20 protein-coding genes and 1 tRNA gene are annotated in these 17235 nt (G+C 65.7%); 3 read left to right on the top strand and 18 right to left on the bottom strand.

What is annotated here, in order from left to right:
- Positions 1-63: 63 nt before the first annotated feature.
- Positions 64-315, bottom strand: coding sequence for a GlsB/YeaQ/YmgE family stress response membrane protein (locus EV665_RS04990; RefSeq protein ID WP_064329717.1), 252 nt, complete (start codon positions 313-315; stop codon positions 64-66).
- 114 nt (positions 316-429) lie between these two features.
- Positions 430-506, bottom strand: a tRNA-Pro gene (locus tag EV665_RS04985).
- 524 nt (positions 507-1030) lie between these two features.
- Here EV665_RS04985 and EV665_RS04980 point away from each other — a divergent pair.
- Positions 1031-1243 (top strand): hypothetical protein, encoded by a 213-nt coding sequence (locus tag EV665_RS04980; protein ID WP_133033291.1) that lies wholly within the window; start codon positions 1031-1033, stop codon positions 1241-1243.
- Positions 1244-1388: 145 nt separating this feature from the next.
- Here the strand turns inward: EV665_RS04980 and EV665_RS04975 are convergent, their stop codons facing one another.
- From EV665_RS04975 to EV665_RS04950, 6 genes are all read right to left on the bottom strand, one after another.
- Positions 1389-1919, bottom strand: coding sequence for a MerR family transcriptional regulator (locus tag EV665_RS04975; RefSeq protein WP_064329715.1), 531 nt, complete (start codon positions 1917-1919; stop codon positions 1389-1391).
- 127 nt (positions 1920-2046) lie between these two features.
- Positions 2047-2385: an integration host factor subunit alpha gene (locus tag EV665_RS04970; RefSeq protein ID WP_064329714.1), complete on the bottom strand. Its 339-nt coding sequence runs from the start codon at positions 2383-2385 to the stop codon at positions 2047-2049.
- 223 nt (positions 2386-2608) lie between these two features.
- The gene (locus EV665_RS04965; RefSeq protein ID WP_064329713.1) at positions 2609-3580 is read right to left on the bottom strand and encodes a beta-ketoacyl-ACP synthase III; all 972 of its coding nucleotides are present in this window, start codon (positions 3578-3580) and stop codon (positions 2609-2611) included.
- 1 nt (position 3581) lies between these two features.
- Positions 3582-4640 (bottom strand): phosphate acyltransferase PlsX, encoded by a 1059-nt coding sequence (gene plsX / locus EV665_RS04960; protein ID WP_133033290.1) that lies wholly within the window; start codon positions 4638-4640, stop codon positions 3582-3584.
- A gap of 117 nt (positions 4641-4757) precedes the next feature.
- The gene (locus tag EV665_RS04955) at positions 4758-5312 is read right to left on the bottom strand and encodes a YceD family protein (protein ID WP_064329711.1); all 555 of its coding nucleotides are present in this window, start codon (positions 5310-5312) and stop codon (positions 4758-4760) included.
- 21 nt (positions 5313-5333) lie between these two features.
- Positions 5334-5888: a ubiquinol-cytochrome C chaperone family protein gene (locus EV665_RS04950; protein WP_133033433.1), complete on the bottom strand. Its 555-nt coding sequence runs from the start codon at positions 5886-5888 to the stop codon at positions 5334-5336.
- Positions 5889-6041: 153 nt separating this feature from the next.
- Here EV665_RS04950 and EV665_RS04945 point away from each other — a divergent pair, with 153 nt between their 5' ends.
- Complete coding sequence (locus EV665_RS04945) at positions 6042-6521, top strand: outer membrane protein assembly factor BamE (protein ID WP_133033289.1); 480 nt, start codon at positions 6042-6044, stop codon at positions 6519-6521.
- Between the two features lie 84 nt (positions 6522-6605).
- Here EV665_RS04945 and EV665_RS04940 read toward each other — a convergent pair whose 3' ends face one another.
- The 4 genes from EV665_RS04940 to ribH form a co-directional block, all read right to left on the bottom strand.
- Positions 6606-8741: a sodium-translocating pyrophosphatase gene (locus EV665_RS04940; RefSeq protein WP_133033288.1), complete on the bottom strand. Its 2136-nt coding sequence runs from the start codon at positions 8739-8741 to the stop codon at positions 6606-6608.
- Positions 8742-8933: 192 nt separating this feature from the next.
- On the bottom strand, positions 8934-10160 hold the full coding sequence (locus EV665_RS04935) for an MFS transporter (RefSeq protein WP_133033287.1): 1227 nt from the start codon (positions 10158-10160) through the stop codon (positions 8934-8936).
- A gap of 14 nt (positions 10161-10174) precedes the next feature.
- On the bottom strand, positions 10175-10657 hold the full coding sequence (gene nusB, locus EV665_RS04930; protein WP_064329708.1) for a transcription antitermination factor NusB: 483 nt from the start codon (positions 10655-10657) through the stop codon (positions 10175-10177).
- Positions 10654-11115, bottom strand: coding sequence for a 6,7-dimethyl-8-ribityllumazine synthase (gene ribH, locus EV665_RS04925; RefSeq protein WP_064329707.1), 462 nt, complete (start codon positions 11113-11115; stop codon positions 10654-10656). The genes nusB and ribH overlap by 4 nt, the downstream gene beginning before the upstream one ends.
- A 197-nt stretch (positions 11116-11312) precedes the next feature.
- Here ribH and EV665_RS04920 point away from each other — a divergent pair, with 197 nt between their 5' ends.
- Positions 11313-11816, top strand: a complete 504-nt coding sequence (locus tag EV665_RS04920; RefSeq protein WP_133033286.1) for a cupin domain-containing protein — start codon at positions 11313-11315, stop codon at positions 11814-11816.
- Between the two features lie 6 nt (positions 11817-11822).
- On the opposite strand, the gene EV665_RS04915 is transcribed toward EV665_RS04920, so the two are convergent.
- The 6 genes from EV665_RS04915 to EV665_RS04890 all read right to left on the bottom strand — a co-directional run bounded on the left by EV665_RS04915 (position 11823) and on the right by EV665_RS04890 (position 17235).
- The gene (locus EV665_RS04915; RefSeq protein WP_133033285.1) at positions 11823-12959 is read right to left on the bottom strand and encodes a GGDEF domain-containing protein; all 1137 of its coding nucleotides are present in this window, start codon (positions 12957-12959) and stop codon (positions 11823-11825) included.
- 133 nt (positions 12960-13092) lie between these two features.
- Positions 13093-13710 (bottom strand): riboflavin synthase, encoded by a 618-nt coding sequence (locus tag EV665_RS04910; RefSeq protein ID WP_133033284.1) that lies wholly within the window; start codon positions 13708-13710, stop codon positions 13093-13095.
- The gene (ribD, locus tag EV665_RS04905; RefSeq protein ID WP_133033283.1) at positions 13710-14999 is read right to left on the bottom strand and encodes a bifunctional diaminohydroxyphosphoribosylaminopyrimidine deaminase/5-amino-6-(5-phosphoribosylamino)uracil reductase RibD; all 1290 of its coding nucleotides are present in this window, start codon (positions 14997-14999) and stop codon (positions 13710-13712) included. The genes EV665_RS04910 and ribD overlap by 1 nt, the downstream gene beginning before the upstream one ends.
- Positions 15000-15479 carry a transcriptional regulator NrdR gene (gene nrdR / locus EV665_RS04900; protein WP_133033282.1) on the bottom strand — a complete coding sequence of 160 codons (480 nt, stop codon included), beginning with the start codon at positions 15477-15479 and terminating at the stop codon, positions 15000-15002. It lies immediately after the preceding gene.
- 9 nt (positions 15480-15488) lie between these two features.
- The gene (gene glyA, locus EV665_RS04895) at positions 15489-16787 is read right to left on the bottom strand and encodes a serine hydroxymethyltransferase (RefSeq protein ID WP_064329701.1); all 1299 of its coding nucleotides are present in this window, start codon (positions 16785-16787) and stop codon (positions 15489-15491) included.
- Positions 16788-16926: 139 nt separating this feature from the next.
- Positions 16927-17235: an addiction module antidote protein gene (locus tag EV665_RS04890; protein ID WP_380685881.1), complete on the bottom strand. Its 309-nt coding sequence runs from the start codon at positions 17233-17235 to the stop codon at positions 16927-16929.

Here is a 17235-nt window from a genome sequence, read left to right as displayed (position 1 = left end):
ACCGCCGTTCTTTCGGAACGACGGTCCTCGATCGATGAAACGATTTGTCTTCAGCGCGGCGTGTTAGCGCCTGATCGCCCGCGCCAGCGCGATGAGAACGCAGGCGCCGATGAAGCCCGCGATCAGATAGCCGATCCAGCCGCCGAGCGAGACGCCGATCAGGCCGAGCAGAAGGTTCGCCACCGCCGCGCCGACAATGCCGAGCACGATGTTCATCAGCACGCCCATATTGCTCTTCATGAACATCTCGGCGAGCCAGCCCGCAACACCGCCGATAATGATGGCCGCAATCCAGCCCACGCCTGCATCTTCCATTTCCGTCTCCTCAACTGCCGATATCACCGGCGAACGAGGCCGGCCGTCGAGAACGCAGGAAAACGCACAAGGTTCCCGGAGGAACCACGCAGAGTGTGGAAAATAAAAGGAAAATGGTCGGAATGGCGGGATTCGAACCCACGACCCCTTGACCCCCAGTCAAGTGCGCTACCGGGCTGCGCTACATTCCGGACCGCGCAAACCCCTATAGTCTCGGGCATTTGGATGCAAGCCCAAAAATAGGTGGCAGGGACGAAAGTGGAGAATTGTCCGCCACGCAAACGCCACGGCGGGACATTTCACGGAAAACCTTGCGGATTTCCGGCCTGCCCCGGGCGGAGCTTGTATGGACACGAACCCTCCGCGCGACCGCGCCCTCTCCTCATGAATGGATGCGCCGCCGGTCTGGGCACCGAAAAGTGCAATTTTTTTCACAACCGTACCGGAAACGCCGAATCAGACCTTCCCGGGCATTAGACGAAAGTCGTAGGATGTCCCTGCTCGCTTGTCATTTGCGAGCACTCCCCCGCGTCACTGAGAGCCAAGCGTGACGCTTGTTTGCCCCGCCACCGTGCGGGGCCTTTTCCTTCTGTCGGTCCGTTTCGAGCGCTTGACTCTGCAGCGCAACGGAACATAATAAGAACAAAGGCGAAGGCCTGCTTATCTCGATCCCGGAAATCCCCGATTTTCTGTGTCACCACAGGAGAATGCCGACGTGCGACCGCTTCCCGAGTACGAAGCACAGACTGAACCGAAGGAGGACGACGCCGTATGCGCCGCCCTTGCCTGGCATGACGGCGATGCGCGCGCAACGATCGCGACGCTGCTGGCCGATTGCGCGCATCTGCGGCGCCAGCTCGAACTGACCCGCTCGGCGATGGGGCGCGGCTTCGTGCGCGGCTGGGAGCCGATGCAGCAGCGGGATTGACGCGGCCCCCTTCGCTGCACGGATGCAGATGGAGCGGACCGAACCTGCGGCATGACGGCGCCGGCGGATGGGTGGATCGCTTGGGCCGGGTGAACCGGCCTGGCGGCCGACGACCAGGACGTACCCGGGGGCGACCGGGAAAAGCTCAGCGCACCTGGTCGAGCAGGCGCTTGCATTCCAGGAGGTCGTAGAGCGCCTCCTGCAGGAGCGCGCGGTCTTCCTTGCCGACGCTGGTCTTGCCGATCGAGATTTCCGGCGTTTCGTCACCGCCGCCGACGAAGGAGAAGAAGCGGCGGCTGGCCGGCGCCTTGGCGCGGCCGACGATCTGGTCCTCGTCGCTGCCGGCCTTGGGCGGGGGCGGCTCCTCGTGGCTCGCCGCAGCCAGCGCCTCGACGGTGGCGAGGTCCCCGCTGGCAATGGCGGCGACGAAGCGGTTGCCGTTGACCTTCAGGAGCTTCTGCACGCCCTTGATCGTATAGCCGTGGTCGTAGAGGAGATGACGGATGCCCTTCAGGAGGTCCACGTCCTCGGGCCGATAGTAGCGGCGCCCGCCGCCGCGCTTCATCGGCTTGATCTGCGTGAAACGCGTCTCCCAGAAGCGCAGCACATGCTGCGGCAGGTCGAGATCGTCGGCAACCTCGCTGATGGTGCGGAACGCGTCCGGACTCTTGTCCATTCTACCCTCGATGAAAGCGCGTGGCACGGCAAACGGAGACGTTGCCGAATCGTATTCATTTCAGCGGGTTGCCGGACGATATTCAAGTTTCAAATTGCCGATCCGCCGGCAATCGGCAGAAAAACGCTCAGGAAGCGGGTGACGCCGGCTTCTGTTTCGCCTTACGCGCGAGATGCGCCTTCAGCACCCGCTGCTTGAGCACGTTGGACGCCTTGAAGGTCATCACCCGGCGCGGCGAGATCGGTACTTCCTCGCCGGTTTTCGGGTTGCGACCGATGCGCTCGTTCTTGTCGCGCACCTGGAAGGTGGCGAAGGAGGAGAGTTTCACGCTCTCACCCCGCACGATGGCATTGCAGATCTCGTCGATCACGGTTTCGACAAGCTCTGCGGATTCGGTCCTCGAAAGGCCGACCTTCCGGAAAACCGATTCGGCCAAATCTGCGCGTGTCACCGTCTTGCCGCTCATCGTTCCTCACCGATATCCCATTGAAAGCCTATGGTTAAGTGGCGGAAGAGTATTGTCCTTGCCCCCGCGGGTCAAGCGGCGCTGCGCCCTGATGCGGGAGAGGCCGTTTCACCCGCCGCCGGCAGGTGTTCCGGCATGGAAAAGGCAGGGCCGGAGCCCGCCCGTTGCCCGTGTTCCTTTTGTCGGGAAACCGCCTTGCGCGCGGCAAGGCGGCTGGAAGCGCCTACCAGCGCAGCAGCACCGCACCCCAGGTGAAACCGCCGCCCATGGCCTCCAGCAGCACGAGGTCGCCGTCCTTGATTCGCCCGTCGCTCGCAGCGGCGGCCAGCGCCAGCGGGATCGAGGCGGCGGAGGTGTTGCCGTGCAGGTCGACGGTGACGACGACCTTTTCCAAGGGGATGCCGAGCTTCTTGGCCGAGCCGTCGATGATGCGCTTGTTCGCCTGGTGCGGCACCAGCCAGTCGACGTCCTCGGCGGTGAAGCCGGTGGCATCGAAGGCCGAGACGATCACGTCGGTGATCATGCCGACCGCGTGCTTGAAGACCTCGCGGCCCTCCATGCGCAGATGGCCGACCGTGCCCGTGGTGGACGGGCCGCCATCGACATAAAGCTTTTCGCGGTGCGCGCCGTCGGAGCGCAGTTGCGCCGTCAGGACGCCGCGATCCTGGTTGGTGCCCGCCCCTTCGGCGGCCTCCAGCACGATGGCGCCGGCGCCGTCGCCGAAGAGCACGCAGGTCGTGCGGTCGGTCCAGTCGAGGATGCGCGAGAAGGTTTCCGCGCCGATGACGAGCACGCGTTTCGCAAGGCCGCCGCGGATATAGGCGTCGGCGGTCGTCACCGCATAGACGAAGCCGGAACAGACGGCCTGCACGTCGAAGGCGAAGCCGTGATGCATGCCGAGGCGGTTCTGGATGTTGACGGCGGTCGCCGGAAACGTGTTGTCCGGCGTCGAGGTGGCGACGATGATGACGTCGATATCGGCGGCCGTCAGGCCCGCCTTGTCGAGAGCGGCGCGCGCGGCGCCCTCGCCGAGCGATGCGGTCGTCTCGCCCTCGCCGGCGATGTAGCGCTGGCGGATGCCGGTGCGCTGCACGATCCAGTCGTCGGACGTGTCGACCATGCTTTCCAGCTCGGCATTGGTGAGCACCCGTTTCGGAAGCGCCGTCCCGAAACCGCGGACCACTGAACGAATCATTCTATACCTCGTCGCTCATGCCCTGGGCGGCCCCTTCGACGGGGCGGCCGGCATGGTACTTCTGCAAATCTCTTTCGATCTTGTCCTTGAGGCCGTTGCGGGCCATGTCGTAGCCGACATCGACAGCCGCGGCGAAGCCCTCGGCGTCCGTGCCGCCATGGCTCTTGATGACGATGCCGTTGAGGCCGAGGAACACGCCGCCGTTCACCTTGCGCGGATCCATCTTCTCGCGCACCCGGTCGAAGGCGCTCTTGGCGAGGATATAGCCGAGCTTGGCCATCCAGGTGCGCGACATCGCCGCGCGCAAGTATTCGGCGATCTGCCGCGCCGTGCCTTCCGCCGCCTTCAGCGCAATGTTGCCGGCAAAACCTTCCGTGACCACCACATCCACCGTACCGCGACCGATATCGTCGCCTTCGACGAAGCCGTAATAGTCAATCGTGTCGAAATTGGCCTCGCGGATGAGCTGGCCGGCGGCCTTCACCTCCTCCTGGCCCTTGATCTCCTCCACGCCGACATTGAGCAGGCCCAGCGTCGGCTTGTCGATCCCGAACAGCGCGCGGGCCATGGCGCCGCCCATCAGCGCGAAGTCGAAGAGCTGGTTCGCATCCGCGCCGATCGTCGCGCCGATATCGAGCACGATGCTCTCGCCCTTGAGGGTCGGCCAGATGCCGGCGATCGCCGGGCGTTCGATATTGGCCATCATGCGCAGGCAGAACTTCGACATGGCCATCAGCGCGCCGGTATTGCCGGCGGAGACGGCGACGTCGGCCTCGTTCTTGGCGACGGCGTCGATCGCCTGCCACATGGAGGACTTGCCGCGGCCGCGGCGCAAGGCCTGGCTCGGCTTCTCGTCCATGGCGACGGCGACGTCGCAATGGTGGAAGGTGCTGGCGGCCTTCAGTTTCGGATGCTGCGCCAGGAGCGGCTCGCATTCGGCGGCATTGCCAAAAAGCACGAAACGGATGTCGGGATGGCGCTCGAGAGCCTTGGCTGCGCCCGGGATAGCGACCTTGGGGCCGAAATCGCCACCCATGACGTCGACGGAAATTCTGACCACGCGTGTCTTGCCTTAATTCTTGTTTTCCAGGGGCAGAGGGCTGCCGCGGCGGAATTCGGTCAAAATACCGCTTTTCGCCGGGGGCACAACTGAATTATCGGGCGTTTCAGGAGCCGTTCAGTCTTTTTTCCAGTCCTTCAGAACGGCAAAAGGCGACGGTTTTTTGTCATCCTTGCCGGTGCTCTCGATATGGCCGGAAAAGTCCACGCCGGACTTGCGCGGATACGGATCGATGGCGAGCGCGACATGTTCGGCCGCGACCACGCCGGCATCGACCGTATCGCCCGTGAAGATCTCCGGCGCATCCGGCCCGTCGGGATCGAGCAGCATCTCGCCGGTCTCGCTGGCAGCCGGAAGCCGCGCCAGCTTGGACCCTTCCGGCACGAAGACCACCTCGACCGGCTCGTCGATATGCGCCGCGACGGGATCGAGCGTGACGACGCAGGCCTGCACGATATCCGCCGTGACGCGGCCCTTGAGGCGCACGCCGTCGCGCTTCCAGCGCTGGAGCTGGAAGGTGGCGGAAAGCGCCCTCACCTCCAGCACGGACCAGAGTTTCGCAAGGCCCGCGCGCTCCTCGGCATCGGCGCTGATCGTCACCTCGACCGGATTGGCGGAAATGTGCCCCACCTTGACCGGGTAGGAGAACGGCGTTTCGTCGTCTGTCTTCATTCTTTTCCCTTTGGGCCGCCCTCAGGCAGCGTGTCCTTGCCGGTCCGGCTCCACCACGCCCAGCGCACCGATCCTGATCTCGTCTTCGCTGACGGCCATCATCGCCTTTTCAGCCGCGAAGAGATAGAGGGCCAGCCCCGTCATGGACGGCGCGCCCTCGCCCGCATCCGGATGGATGTTGCGCCGGAGCGCGGCGGCAAGCGCTTCATGGTCGCCGGAATCGAGCGCCGCGGCGTAGGATTCCAGCCGGCCGTAGAACATGCCGGCGAACTTCTTCATGCGCTTGGGCACGCCGACATCGCCGACGCCGAGCTCGCGAATCGAATGATCGACATCCTCGAAGAAGGCGTCGACGATCTCCTGGGCGATCTCCTGGCCGGACGTGCCGCTTGCGCGGGTGCGGCGGAAGTAAAGGATCAGCATTGCCGAGAGCATCTCGAAACGGCCCATTACCGTGTCGGGAACATCAAGCACTTCATAGAGATAGGGATGCCGTGCCGCCTTCGTCAGCGTCGCGTACTGCTTTTCGACGATGCGTCGGTTGCCGTTTTTTTTGCCGAACAGGCCGAAAATCATCATAAAGCCTAGTTTTGCCCGATTCAAACCATGGAGCCGTCGCAAGTCATGTTGCATGACGGTCGAAGCTGGTTTACCGAAGCAGGCATGAATTGCAATGGCTGCGCGGCCATCACAGTCCCGGGGATGCTGTTGAAGAGAGATGCTCTGAACATGAAGCTGTTGCGTAACGCCGCCATTGCCATCGCGCTTTCCTCGTCCGTTCTCGCAGGCTGCCAGGGTCCCGGCGAAGTGCTGCACCAGGGCTATGTCGTCGATCAGGAAACGCTGGCGCTGGCGCCGGTCGGCTCCTCGCGCGAACAGGTCCTGCTCTCGCTCGGCTCGCCGTCGGCGACCGCGACCTTCGACAACGAGGTCTTCTACTACGTCTCGCAGAAGCGCAGCCGCCCCGTCGCCTTCATGAAGCCGAAGGTCGTCGATCAGAGCGTGCTTGCCATCTATTTCGACAAGGACGGCGTGGTCGAGCGCCTCGCGCACTACACGCTGAAGGATGGCCGGGTCTTCGACATGATCTCCCGCGTCACGCCGACCGGCGGCATCGAGCTCACCTTCCTCGGCCAGCTTCTGCGCGGCACCGGCGGTGCGCCGGGCGCGGCGATCCAGAACATCTTCGGTGGCGGCGGCCCGAAATAAGGCGCCTCGGCCAGTCCCGGAATCAGGAAACCGCGGGGATCGCTCCCCGCGGTTTCTTTTTGGTCCCCGAACGGGCGGTGCCGGTCAGGCGAGAATGGCCAGCAGCAGGAGCGCCACGATATTGGTGATCTTGATCGCCGGGTTGACCGCCGGGCCTGCCGTGTCCTTGTAGGGATCGCCCACGGTGTCGCCGGTGACGGAGGCCTTGTGGGCTTCCGATCCCTTCAGGTGGCGGGTGCCGTCCTTGTCGACGAAGCCGTCCTCGAAGCTCTTCTTGGCATTGTCCCAGGCCCCGCCACCGGAGGTCATGGAAATCGCCACGAAGAGGCCGTTGACGATGACGCCGAGCAGCGAGGCGCCGAGCGCCGCGAAGGCCGAGGCCTTGGAGCCGGAGATGAGCAGCACGCCGAAATAGACGACGAGCGGCGCCAGCACCGGCAGCAGCGAGGGCACGACCATCTCGCGGATCGCCGCCTTGGTGAGAATGTCCACCGCGCGCCCGTAATCCGGCCGCTCGGTGCCCGCCATGATGCCCGGCTTCTCGCGGAACTGCCGGCGCACCTCCTCGACGATCGAGCCCGCCGCACGGCCGACGGCCGTCATGGCGATGCCGCCGAAGAGATAGGGGATGAGGCCGCCGAAGATCAGGCCGGCCACGACATAGGGGTTGGAGAGGTCGAAGGAGATCGTGCCGATGTCGGCGAAATAGGGATACCTGTCCCCGTTCGCCGCGAAATAGGCAAGGTCGTTCGAATAGGCGGCGAAGAGCACCAGCGCGCCGAGACCGGCAGAACCGATCGCATAGCCCTTGGTGACGGCCTTCGTCGTGTTGCCGACCGCATCGAGCGCGTCGGTCGACTTGCGCACTTCCGGCGGCAGGTGCGACATCTCGGCGATGCCGCCGGCATTGTCGGTGACCGGGCCGAAGGCATCGAGCGCCACGATCATGCCGGCAATGCCGAGCATGGCGGTGACGGCGATGCCGGTGCCGAACAGGCCGGCGAGCTGGTAGGTCGCGATGATGCCGCCGACGATGACGATGGCCGGCAGTGCGGTCGATTCCAGCGAGACCGCGAGGCCCTGGATGACGTTCGTGCCGTGGCCGGTGACGGAGGCCTGCGCGATGGAGTTCACCGGGCGCTTGTTGGTGCCCGTGTAGTACTCCGTGATCACCACGATGAGCGCCGTCACCACGAGGCCGAGAAGGCCGCAGATGAACAGGTTCGTGCCGGTGATCTCCATGCCCGCGACCGTGCCGATGGCGCCCCAGCCGATGGTGAGCGACGTGGCGGCGGCAAGGCCGACGATCGACAGCAGGCCCGTCACGATGAGGCCCCTGTAGAGCGCGCCCATGATGGAACCGTTCGTGCCGAGCTTGACGAAGAAGGCGCCGACGATCGAGGTGATGATGCAGGCGCCGCAGATCGCCAGCGGATAGACCATCACGCTGGACAGAACCGGCGTGCCGGCAAAGAAGATCGCCGCGAGGACCATGGTGGCGACGACGGTCACCGCATAGGTCTCGAAGAGGTCGGCGGCCATGCCGGCGCAGTCGCCGACATTGTCGCCCACATTGTCGGCGATGGTGGCCGGGTTGCGCGGGTCGTCTTCGGGAATGCCGGCTTCCACCTTGCCGACGAGGTCGCCGCCGACATCCGCACCCTTGGTGAAGATGCCGCCGCCGAGACGGGCGAAGATGGAGATCAGCGAGGCGCCGAAGCCGAGCGCGACGAGCGCGTCGATGACCTCACGCGAGGCCGGCTCCTGACCGAGCAGGCCGGTGAGGACCAAGTAATAGATCGACACGCCGAGCAGCGCGAGGCCGGCGACAAGCATGCCGGTGATCGCGCCCGACTTGAAGGCGATGTCGAGGCCGGAGGACAGGCTGATGGATGCGGCCTGCGCCGTGCGCACATTGGCGCGGACGGACACGTGCATGCCGATGAAACCGGCGGCACCCGAGAGCACGGCGCCGATCAGGAACCCGATGGCAGCCGTGGCGGAAATCAGCAGCCAGGTGCCGACGAAGACGACGACCCCGACGATGGCAATGGTCTTGTACTGCCGGGTGAGATAGGCCTGCGCCCCTTCCCGGATATAACCTGCAATTTCCTGCATGCGGGCATTCCCCTGGTCGGCGGCAAGCACCGACCGTGTCGCCCAGATGGCATAGACCACCGAGAGCAACCCGCATGCGATAACGCCCAACAATATGGTCATTTCGCTCTGTCCTCCTTGGAGGCGGCAGGGTCCTCTCCCTGCAGCCGATATGCGCCCGCTCCCGCTTGCCTCCTCACAAGACGGGAGCCGGCGCGCGGCCAGAGTGCGTTTGCGAATCGGTTGCGTCAAGCCGCCGCACTGCGGCAAGCGGTGCGCTGCGCTGGATTTTTCGACGTCGGTCGTCCGGCGGGCTCAGGCCGCCGCGCGGCGGCTGCGCAAAAGCAGGAGAAGAACGAGCACGAGGCTCACCCCTGTTATCGGCCAGAACAGCAGGTTGATCGTCTGCCAGCCATAGGCGTTGAACACCTTGCCGGAGGAGAAGGAGGCGAGCGCCACCGTGCCGAAGAGGATGATGTCGTGGAACCCCTGCACCTTGTCGGCCTCGTGCGGCTTGTAGCTGGAGGCGACGATGGCGGTGGCGCCGATGAAGCCGAAGTTCCAGCCGACGCCGAGCAGGATCAGCGCGCCCCAGAAATTCCACAGCGCGATGCCGGCATGGGCGACCGCCGCGCAGGCCATGAGGATGAGGAGGCCGGCGGCGACCACCCTTTCCGTGCCGAAGCGCTGGATCAGCATGCCCGTGAAGAAGCTCGGCGCGAACATGGCGAGCACATGCCACTGGATGCCGAGCGTCGCCAGCTCCGGCGAGAAGCCGCAGCCGATGACCATGGCGAGCGGCGCGCCGGTCATCATGAAGGTCATCAGGGCGTAGGAGGAGATGCCGCAGATCATGCCCGTCATGAACCGCTGGGTCAGCACGATCTCGGCGAGCGGCCGCGTCGCCTCGCCCTTCGCCACGGCCGCCGCCTTGTGGTCCGGCAGGCGCAGGAACAGGAAGAGGCCGATCGCGGCAAGGCAGAGCGGCGCGAGCGCCACGAAGGCGCCGGCAAACAGCACCGGCTCGAACAGGTCCTTGGTGAGGATGACCACCTGGGGGCCGAGCACGGCGGAGATGACGCCGCCGGCGAGAATCCAGGAAATGGCGCGCGGCTTGTAGAAGGACGGCGAGGCATCGGCCGCCGCAAAGCGGATCTTCTGGGCAAAGCCGCTGGAAATGCCGACAAGCACGAAGCCGAGGGCGAAGAGCCAGAAATCGCCGCGGAACAGCGCGATGGCGGCGATGAGCCCGCCGCCTGCGCCGACGAGCGACCCGACGATGAAGCCGTAGGTGCGGCCGAGCATGCGGGCCGCGATGGCGACGAGCACGGCGCCGAGCGCCACGCCGACATTGAAGCCGGTCAGCGGCGCGGTGGCGAGCGACTTGTCCGCGCCGAGCAGGTTGTAGCCGGCAAGCCCGCCGACGGAGAAGACGATCGGCCCGGCCGAGGCAAGCAAGGCCTGCGCGATCGTCAGGAGAAAGACATTGCGGCGCGCGGCCGAAAGTTCCCGTTCAAGACCTTCGACCGTACCCGTGCTCATGTCACCCTGCCAACCTACTTGCGTGTGTCCGGGCGAAGCTGCTTGGCGATGCGGTCGAGCACCGCATTCACCAGCTTCGGCTCCTCGTCCTCGAAGAACGCCTTGGCGATCTCAACATATTCCGTGACGATCACGGCGACCGGCACGTCCCTGCGCTCCTTCAATTCGAAGGTACCGGCGCGCAGGATGGCGCGCACGGTGGAATCGAGCCGGGACAGCGCCCAGTCGTCCTGCAGCGCCGCGCCGATCATCGGATCGAGCAGGCGCTGGTCGCGCACGACGCCCGAGACGATGGAGCGGAACCAGGAGGCGTCCGCCTTCAGGTAGGTGTCGCCGTCCAGCTCCTGGCCGAGACGATGCGCCTCGTATTCGGCGACGATCTCCAGGACGCCGGTGCCGCCGATATCCATCTGGTAGAGCGCCTGCACGGCGGCAAGGCGCGCCGCGCCGCGCTGGTTGGCCGGCTTCACCGGCTGCTTGTCCCTGTCCGTCGTCACTGTTCGCCGCCCAGTTTCTTCTTCAGATCGATCATGGTGAGTGCCGCGCGGGCCGCAAAGCCACCCTTGTCGCCTTCCGAACGGCGGGCACGCGCCCAGCCCTGCGCGTCGTTCTCGACCGTCAGGATGCCGTTGCCGATCGCCAGGCCCTCGCTGACGGACAGATCCATCAGGGCACGGCTCGATTCGTTGGCGACGATGTCGAAATGGTAGGTCTCGCCGCGGATGACCATGCCGAGCGCGACGAAGCCGTCATACCAGGTGCCGCCGTTTTCCATGCCGTCGAGGGCCATGGAGATGGCGGCGGGGATTTCGAGCGCGCCCATGACGGTCACGATGTCGTAGGTGGCGCCGGCCGCATCGAGCGCATGCTTGGCGCCGTCGAGCATCGCATCGGCCATGTCGTCGTAGAAGCGAGCCTCGACGATGAGGAGATGGGGATTATCGGTGTCGGCCATGATTCACCTGAAAATTGGAGGCAGGCCACGCATCAGCGGGCAGAGGCGGCGGTCAAACCACGACGGGCGCAGCTTGGCAAGCATTTTCCACCCCCTGCGGCGATTTCGGCGCCCCGCCAGGAACCGCATCGCGCGAACGGGATTGACACAAATAGAACAAAATGTGAACATTATACCAACAGCCGGAGGAGACACGAATGGATGCGCAGAAACCGCCGATCGTCAACCTTGCCGGGCTGGCACTGGAGCACTGGACGCAGGGCACGCTCTACGAATCCCGCGACGCGTCGTTCGGCGCCCGCCTCGGCCTGAAGGATCTCGGCATCGGCTATGGCGAAGTTCCCCCCGGCAAGTCGGGCTGTCCCTTCCACAGCCACCATGTCGAGGACGAGCTCTTCGTCATCCTGGAGGGGCACGGCACCTACCGCTATGGCAGCGAGCGGCATCTCGTCGGCCCCGGCGACGTGCTGGGCGCGCCGGCCGGCGGGCCGGAGACGGCGCACCAGATCCTCAACACCGGCACCGTGCCGCTGAAATATCTTTCCATTTCGTCCATGGCCGCGACGGAGATCTGCGAATACCCGGATTCGGGAAAATTCCTCGCCAAGACGCGCCTCGCCACCGGCGGGCGGAGCGAGTTCCGCACCATCGGCCGCGCGGGCGGGACCGTCGACTACTGGGAAGGCGAGCCCGGCGCCTGAAGCCGCTCAGGCGGCGAGCGACACGCGGTTGCGGCCGTTGCGCTTGGACATGTAGAGCGCCTTGTCGGCATTGCTGAGGAGGCAATCGAAGCTGGTGCCGTTTTCGCCGGCAAAGGCGATGCCGGCGCTGACGGTGCAGGAGATCGACCGGCTGCTTATCGGGATGAGCTTGGCGGCGAAATCCTCGCGGACGCGCTCGGCGATGCGCTGGGCGCGGTCCGGCGGGGTCCGCTCCAGGACAACGATGAACTCTTCGCCGCCGAGACGGGCGAGGCAGGCGGCCGTGCCGCAGGAATCCCGCAGGACATCGGCGAAGACCATGAGCACGGCGTCGCCCGCCGCATGGCCGTACCGGTCGTTGACCGCCTTGAAATTGTCGAGGTCGAAGGCGATCGCCGCCTGGTGTTCTCCGACGGGAAACGCCCCGTAGCGGTCGAAAAGCGCCCGGCGGTTGAGCAGGCCGGTCAGCGCATCGGTCATGGCCGCGTGCCGGTGATTGCCGGCGACGCGCCACTGGTTGAGCGCGAGCGACATGGCACCGATGCCGGTAATGCCCATGATCGCCGCGATCAGGTTGAGGTTTTCCGCCCAGTTGTCCGGCGCATGTCCCATCACCCACCGGCCGTCATGAAGGAGCACGCCGGCGCAGAGCAGGAAGGAGGCGGCGGTCAGCAGGTAGAGGACGACGATGCCGGTCAGCGGCAGCGGCGCCTCCGCACGGCCCCGCCAGTATTCCCAGGCCGTCGCGGCAAGGCAGCCGGCGATGAGCAGGTTCAGCGCGATGAAGGCGATGCCGTCATAACCGGCCGCCAGCGGCGGGAGCGCGATGGCAAGGCAGGCCACGAACACGACGGCGATGCGCCGGCGCGCGCGCTTGCCGGAACGGAAGCGGTAGGCCGCGCCGTAGATGAAGGCGAAGCCGAGGAACTGCAGCATGAAGGCAAGGCACCCGATCGCGACGCCCGCCTGATCGATATAGAGACTGTAGACCGCGACCGCCGGCACGATGCAGCCGATGCCGATGGACCAGGAGAGCAGGAAGCGCTCGACGCGGGCGGACATCCACGAGGCGAACAGCGTGGCCGACAGGCAGAAGCCCGCGAGCCCGATCGCCAGCAGAAGGGTTTGGTAGTCAGGCGCCATGCGGCAGCGGTCTCCAGCGGTCCGATGCGCGCACACTAGGGAGCAAGAGGTATCGATATCGTTACTTCAAAGAGGCCCCACGCATGTCGGATCGTGCCAATCCGCGACGCTCGCCGCGCGTGTCACGCCGCCGTCACGCCTTCGGGGCCGGGAACTCCGCAAGCCGCGCCGCATAGCGCGCCATGGTGTCGACCTCGAAATTGACGAAATCGCCCGCCTTGCGCTCGCCCCAGGTGGTGACTTCGAGCGTGTGGCGAATGAGGAGGACGTCGAAGACGGCGCCATCGACGGCGTTGACGGTCAGCGACGTGCCGTCGAGCGCGACCGAGCCCTTCGGCGCAACGAAACGTTCCAGGCCCTCGGGCGCGCGGATGCGGAAGCGCGTCGCGTCGCCCTCGGCCTCGACGGAGAGGATTTCCGCCTTGCCGTCGACATGGCCGGAGACGATATGGCCGCCGAGTTCGTCACCGATCTTCAGCGAGCGTTCGAGATTGATGCGGGTTCCGGCCGTCCAGCCGGCGATGGTCGTCAGCCGCAGGGCCTCTTCCCAGGCCTCGACCTCGAACCAGCGGTCATTCGAGCCCGCCTCGGGCAGCGCCGTGACGGTGAGGCAGGTGCCGGAATGGGCGATGGAGGCGCCCATGTCGATGGTGGCGGGGTCATAGGCCGTGCGCACGCGCAGGCGAACCCCCGCGTTCATGGGCTCGACCTTCTCGACCGTTCCGATATCCGTGACAATGCCGGTAAACATCAATCGTCTCTTTCGTAGTCTTGCAAAACATCCGTGCCGTGGCGCGCCATGCGGCGGAGCGAAAAGCCATCCGGCATGCGCCCGGACACACACGGGGATGCGACCCCGTCCTTGCCAATGGTGCCGGCACCCTCGAACAGCAGGATGCGATCGACGAGACCGGCATCGAGGAAGGATCGTGCCGCCCGCGCGCCGCCTTCGACGAGCAGCGAGGAAATGCCGCGGGTGGCGAGCGCCATCAGGAGATCGTCGAGCCGACGCGGATCGCAGGTCACGATCTCGACGCCGGCGGCTTCGAGGGCCTGGGCGCGGGCGCTTCGGGTATCGGAGGCCGAGCCGCCCATACCCCCCTCCGGCCTGCCGGCCATCTCCCCCTCAAGGGGGGAGATCGGATGGCAGCCTGATCCCCGCACTCCGGCATCCGCATCGCCTGCCGCGCCGGCATCCGATGTGGAAAGCGGCGTTTCCTCCTCGATCTCCCCCCTTGAGGGGGAGATGGCCGGCAGGCCAGAGGGGGGTAGCTCCGCCCCTTTCGTCGTCACCACGATGACCGGCACATCTTTTGCGGTCCGCGCCAGCTTCGAGGCCGGCGACAGTTCGAGCCGCGGGTCGAGCACGATGCGCACCGGCGAGCGGGTTTCCAGCCCCGGCAGGCGGCAGGTCAGTTCCGGATCGTCGGCGAGCGCCGTGCCAATGCCGATAAGGATCGCGTCCGTCTCGGCGCGCAGCACATGCACCTGCCCGCGCGAGACCGGCCCGGTGATCGCCACCTGGCCCGCGCCCGGCCGGCCGAGCATGCCATCGGCGGAAACGGCAAGCTTGAGAGTCACATAGGGCCGCTTCTTCGTCTGGCGGGTAAGATAGGCGGCAAGTGCTTCGCGGCCCTCCGCCTCCAGCACGCCCGTCTCGACGACGATGTCGGCATCGCGGAGCATCCCGAGCCCCCTGCCCGCCACGCGCTCGTCCGGATCCGTCACCGACACGACGACGCGCGCAACGCCGGCGGCGATCAGCGCATCGGCGCAGGGCGGCGTCTTGCCGTGATGCGAGCAGGGTTCGAGCGTCACATAGGCCGTCGCGCCGCGCGCGGCTTCGCCCGCTTCGGCCAGCGCCTGCGTCTCCGCATGCGGCCGCCCGCCGGGGGCGGTCACGGCGGCGCCGAGGACCAAACCGTCCTTGACGACCAGGCAGGCGACGGAGGGGTTGGTGGCGGTGAGGCCGAGATGGCGGCGGCAGAGGCGGATCGCCGCCGCCATGAAGCGTGCGTCGTCTGTCGCCGCGCCGGACATCTAGCTTTCGGCGCCCGGATCCCGGGCGATCTTGGCAGCGACTTCGGAAAGGATCTTCTCGAAATCGTCGACATGGGAGAAGTCGCGGTAGACCGAGGCGTAGCGCACGAAGCCGACGTCATCGAGCGCCTTCAGCGCTTCCAGCACCTGGAGGCCGATCTCTTCGGACGAGATTTCCGTCTCGCCGGAGCTTTCGAGGCGGCGGACGATCCCTGAGACCGCGCGTTCGATGCGGTCCCGGTCGACGGGCCGCTTGCGAAGCGCGATCTCGAAGGATTTCAAGAGCTTGTCGCGATCGAAGGGGGCCTTGCGGCCCGTCTTCTTGACGACCATCAGCTCGCGAAGCTGCACCCGCTCGAAGGTCGTGAAGCGACCGCCGCAATCCGGGCAGATGCGCCGGCGGCGAATGGCGGCCCCGTCCTCTGCCGGACGGGAATCCTTCACCTGCGTATCTTCCGAACCGCAATAGGGGCAGCGCATGCCGGCTCCTTACATGTAGGGGTACATCGGGAAGCGGTTCGTCAGCGCGACGACCTTCTCCCGCACGGCGGCTTCAACGGCGGCATTGCCCTCGTCGGAATTGGCGACCTTCAGGCCGTCGAGAACCTCGACGATCAGGCTGCCGATTTCCTTGAACTCTTCCTCCTTGAAGCCGCGGGTCGTGCCGGCCGGGGTGCCGAGGCGCACGCCCGAGGTGACGAAGGGCTTTTCGGGGTCGAACGGGATGCCGTTCTTGTTGCAGGTGACGTAGGCGCGGCCGAGCGCGGCTTCGGCGCGCTTGCCGGTGGCGTTCTTCTTGCGCAGGTCGACGAGCATCAGGTGGTTGTCGGTGCCGCCCGAGACGATGTCGAGGCCGCCGGCCTTCAGCGTCTCGGCGAGCGCCTTGGCGTTCTTGACGATCTGCGCGGCGTAGTCCTTGAACTCCGGCTGCAGCGCCTCGCCGAAGGCGACGGCCTTGGCGGCGATGATGTGCATCAGCGGGCCGCCCTGCAGGCCCGGGAAGACGGCCGAGTTGATCTTCTTGGCGATGTCCTCGTCGTTCGTCAGCACGATGCCGCCGCGCGGGCCGCGCAGCGACTTGTGCGTGGTGGTCGTCGCGACATGGCAATGCGGGAACGGCGACGGGTGCTGGCCACCGGCGACGAGGCCGGCAATGTGCGCCATGTCGACCATGAGGTAGGCACCGACTTCATCGGCGATCTCGCGGAAACGCTTCCAGTCCCAGATGCGGGAATAGGCGGTGCCGCCGGCGATGATGAGCTTCGGCTTGTTCTTGCGCGCCTTCTCGGCGACGTCGTCCATGTCGAGCAGGTGGTCTTCTTCCCGCACGCCGTAGGAGACGACGTTGAACCACTTGCCGGACATGTTGACCGGCGAACCGTGCGTCAGGTGGCCGCCCGAATTGAGGTCGAGGCCCATGAAGGTGTCGCCCGGCTGGAGCAGCGCCAGGAAGACGGCCTGGTTCATCTGCGAGCCGGAATTCGGCTGGACGTTGGCGAAATTGACGCCGAACAGCTTTTTCGCGCGCTCGATGGCGAGTTCCTCGGCGATATCGACGAACTGGCAACCGCCGTAATAGCGCTTGCCCGGATAGCCCTCAGCATACTTGTTCGTCATGATCGAGCCCTGGGCTTCGAGCACGGCGCGCGAAACGATGTTTTCCGAAGCGATCAGTTCGATCTCATGGCGCTGGCGACCGAGTTCCTTCTGGATCGAGCCGAAAATCTCCGGATCGGTATCGGCAAGGGAACGCGTGAAGAAAACGTCGGTAGCGGAAGAATTGCTCATCCTCGGGGCTCCTTAAGGGTGGTGGCACGGTGTTTAACGTCCTCGCATGGCAAGGGCAATATCCGCTCCACGGTTTGCGCCATTTCCCCGCGCCTTATACGATAAAAACGACACCGGCCCTTTTCGTGCGCCCGCGCTTTCAGGCGGCCTCGTCGCCTTTGCGCGACACCGGCGCAAGACCGATGCCGAGGGCATGCATGATCTTCATGACGGTCGCGAATTCCGGATTGCCCTCGCCGCTGAGCGCCTTGTAGAGCGCCGGCCGGCTCATGCCGACATCGCGGGCGAGTTGCGCCATGTTCCGCGCCCTGGCGACGATACCGAGACAATGAGCAATGTGCGCCGCGTCGCCCTCCTCGAAGGCCGCCGCGAGGAATTCGACGATCTCCTCCTCGCTATCGAGGTTCTGCGCCAGGTCGAACGGCTTGAATGTGATCTTCTCTTCCAT

Origin of the sequence: Shinella granuli (assembly GCF_004341885.1) — a bacterium.
Lineage (GTDB): Bacteria > Pseudomonadota > Alphaproteobacteria > Rhizobiales > Rhizobiaceae > Shinella > Shinella granuli.
Note: the sequence above shows the minus strand (reverse complement) of the source record. Positions and strands in the feature narration are given on the sequence as shown.